Genomic DNA, 2624 nt, shown 5'->3' with positions numbered 1-2624 from the left:
TCTCTTCAATCGTCGCAATAGCCAGAACAAAGGCCGAGTAGTTGGAGTCCGCGCACTGGATCAGCTCCACGGGAATCGCGGCCACCAAATTGCACAGTCCCCTTAACTTGGTGCTGTGGCTTGCGTCCAACAACCCCACGGTCTCGCGCGCCGCGTGAGGGAAGAGATTGTCGATTGTGGCCACGACTTGGCTTGGCATAACACTTTTCATTGTTCTCCCCCAAATTGGCACCGGACTGGCGAGCATCAGCGGAAATCAGCCGATACCATCGGTCATGTTGACCGCCCCGAAGTCCAACAGAACAAGCTGCGGCGTCACCAACGGGGATAGGATGTGACGCCCCTCATACTCTCGTTCTAAGCTGTGCCGCCGAGAGGGCAAGGGAGAGAAATATTCATGCGCATCCATAACCTGTATGTCGACGCCGACGGCGAGACCCATTTCCGCGACATCGAGATCGAATGGAAGCACGAGGGCCGCGGCGGCAAGACCTCGGCCACCCTGCCGGCGACCGGGATCATCTTCCGCGAGACGCCCGGCACCTACGATTACGAATGGCATCCCGCACCGCGCCGGCAGTACATCATCAACCTCGATGCCGGCGTCTCCATCCAGGCCAGCGATGGCGAGACCCGTATCATCGGCGCCGGCGAGGTGATCCTGGTCGAGGACACGCACGGCAAGGGCCACTTCTCCAAGGCGATCAACGGCCAGCTTCGTCATTCCATCTTCGTTCCCATCGAATAGCGTAGAGGCTTCCATGAACATCCAGACTCCGGTCGACCCGACCAACGACCTCGTCGAGCAGGCGCGCCGCGTGCTGCCAGGCGGCAGCTTCGGCAACATGCCGGCCGAGGTGATTCTCAAGGAGGGCAGGGGCGGCCGGATCTACGACGAGGCCGGCAAGGAGTATGTCGACTTCCTGCTGGGCTCCGGCCCGATGTTCATCGGCCACGCCCATCCCGAGGTCACGGCGGCGGTGCAGGCGCAGGTGCCGCTGGGCACGACCTTCTTCGGCAACAACCGCCACGGCATCGCGCTGGCCGAGGCGATCGTCGACGCCGTTCCCTGCGCCGAGCAGGTGCGCTTCGTCTGCTCCGGCACCGAGGCCGACCTCTATGCGATGCGGGCCGCGCGCGCCTTCCGCAAGCGCGACAAGATCCTGAAGTTCGAGGGCGGCTATCACGGCATGAGCGACTATGCGCTGGTGTCGCTGGCGCCCAAGAGCCCCGGCAATTTTCCGCGCGGCTCTATCGACTCGGCGGGCATCCCGAAGTCGGTGGCCGACGAGATGGTGGTCGCGGCCTTCAACGACATCGACATGGTGCGGAGCCTGATCGAGGAGCAGAAGGACGAGCTGGCCGGCGTGATCGTCGAGCCGTTCCAGCGTCTGATCCCGCCCAAGCCCGGCTTCCTGCAGGCGCTGCGGGAGGTGACCGCCGAGCACGGCATCCCGCTGATCTTCGACGAGGTGGTGACCGGCTTCCGCTTCGCCTATGGCGGCGCCCAGGAATATTACGGCGTCACGCCCGACCTCTGCACCCTGGGCAAGATCGTGGGCGGTGGCTTTGCGCTGGCGGCCACCGCCGGCCGTGCCGACATCATGAAGCACTTCGATCGCCTGGCGATGACCGACGAGGACTTCATCTTCCAGGTGGGCACGCTCTCGGGCAATCCGGTCGCCGCGGTCGCGGGCCTCGCCACGCTCGAGGTGCTGAAGCGCCCCGGCACCTACGAAGGCGTCTTCGCCAACGGGCGCAGGCTGATGGACACGCTGTCGGAGCTCCTGAAGATGCACGGCGTCAAGGCGCAGGTGATCGGCGAGCCGCCGCTGTTCGACATCATCTTCACCGACCAGCCGGTCAAGGACTACCGCGATACGCTGAAGGCCGACACCGCGCTCCAGAAGCGCTTCAACCAGGCCCTGCGCGCGCGCGGTATCATGAAGGGCGACAGCAAGTACTATGTCAGCGTGGCCCACACCCAGGCCGACATCGATCACACGATCGGCGCCTGGGAAGAGGCGCTCAAGGAGATCAAGTCCTCGCGCTGAGAAGGTTGCCCAGGATCAGGCCGAGGGCGAGATCGTCCTCGGCCCCGAAACTGTGGCGCGCGATGCGGCCCTCGCGATCGATGATCACCGTCGAGGGCGTGCCGCGGAAGCCATAGGCCAACATGGTCTGCGGGATCGGTCCGTCGGGTGAAGCCCGATCGACGGCGACCGGGAAGGTGATCTTGTACTCCTGCAGGAAGGCTTCGAGCGACACCGGCGTCATCGCCGCGTGATGCTCGAACACGGTGTGGATGCCCAGCATCGTGAGCCCGTCGATCGACTTCGCGATCTCGTTCAACTTGCGCGCCTGCGGGATCGCGGTGGAGACACAGCCGGGGCACAGCATCTGGAAGGCATGCAGCACGACGATCTGGCCGCGCAGGCCTTCGAGCGTGATCGGCTGGTCGCTGTTGAACCAGCGCTCGATGATGAGGGGCGGGGCGAGGGGGCGTGTGGTGTCGGTCATTCGAGTAAAGGTCCTTCGCTGCGCTCAGGATGACAACGGTTTTGGAATGGGCGCAGTGCGTCGAACCACAAAACAGGTGTCATCCTGAGCGCAGCGAAGGACCC

4 protein-coding genes are annotated in these 2624 nt (G+C 64.3%); 2 read left to right on the top strand and 2 right to left on the bottom strand.

What is annotated here, in order from left to right; all coding sequences use genetic code 11:
• The coding region (locus Q7V45_RS14455; protein ID WP_304853232.1) for a hypothetical protein at positions 1 to 184 on the bottom strand (184 nt) is incomplete at its 3' end.
• Positions 185 to 397: 213 nt separating this feature from the next.
• Between Q7V45_RS14455 and Q7V45_RS14450 the strand changes: the two genes are divergently transcribed.
• Both Q7V45_RS14450 and Q7V45_RS14445 read left to right on the top strand, forming a co-directional pair.
• Entirely contained in the window at positions 398 to 748 is a 351-nt protein-coding gene (locus tag Q7V45_RS14450; RefSeq protein ID WP_304853229.1) for a hypothetical protein, read from the top strand.
• 13 nt (positions 749 to 761) lie between these two features.
• Positions 762 to 2054: an aspartate aminotransferase family protein gene (locus tag Q7V45_RS14445; RefSeq protein ID WP_304853226.1), complete on the top strand. Its 1293-nt coding sequence runs from the start codon at positions 762 to 764 to the stop codon at positions 2052 to 2054.
• Here Q7V45_RS14445 and Q7V45_RS14440 read toward each other — a convergent pair.
• Positions 2038 to 2520 carry a redoxin domain-containing protein gene (locus Q7V45_RS14440; protein WP_304853224.1) on the bottom strand — a complete coding sequence of 161 codons (483 nt, stop codon included), beginning with the start codon at positions 2518 to 2520 and terminating at the stop codon, positions 2038 to 2040. The genes Q7V45_RS14445 and Q7V45_RS14440 overlap by 17 nt on opposite strands.
• Between the last annotated feature and the right edge of the window lie 104 nt (positions 2521 to 2624).

The sequence above is a fragment of the Reyranella sp. genome (assembly GCF_030651995.1).
Taxonomy (GTDB): Bacteria; Pseudomonadota; Alphaproteobacteria; order Reyranellales; family Reyranellaceae; genus Reyranella.
This window is presented reverse-complemented; position numbering and strand designations above follow the sequence as displayed.

Excerpts from the sequence above, each read along its gene's own strand:
- Q7V45_RS14450 (WP_304853229.1), top strand. The coding sequence starts at position 398 with ATGCGCATCCATAACCTGTATGTCGACGCCGACGGCGAGACCCATTTC.
- Q7V45_RS14445 (WP_304853226.1), top strand. The coding sequence starts at position 762 with ATGAACATCCAGACTCCGGTCGACCCGACCAACGACCTCGTCGAGCAG.
- Q7V45_RS14440 (WP_304853224.1), bottom strand. The coding sequence starts at position 2,520 with ATGACCGACACCACACGCCCCCTCGCCCCGCCCCTCATCATCGAGCGC.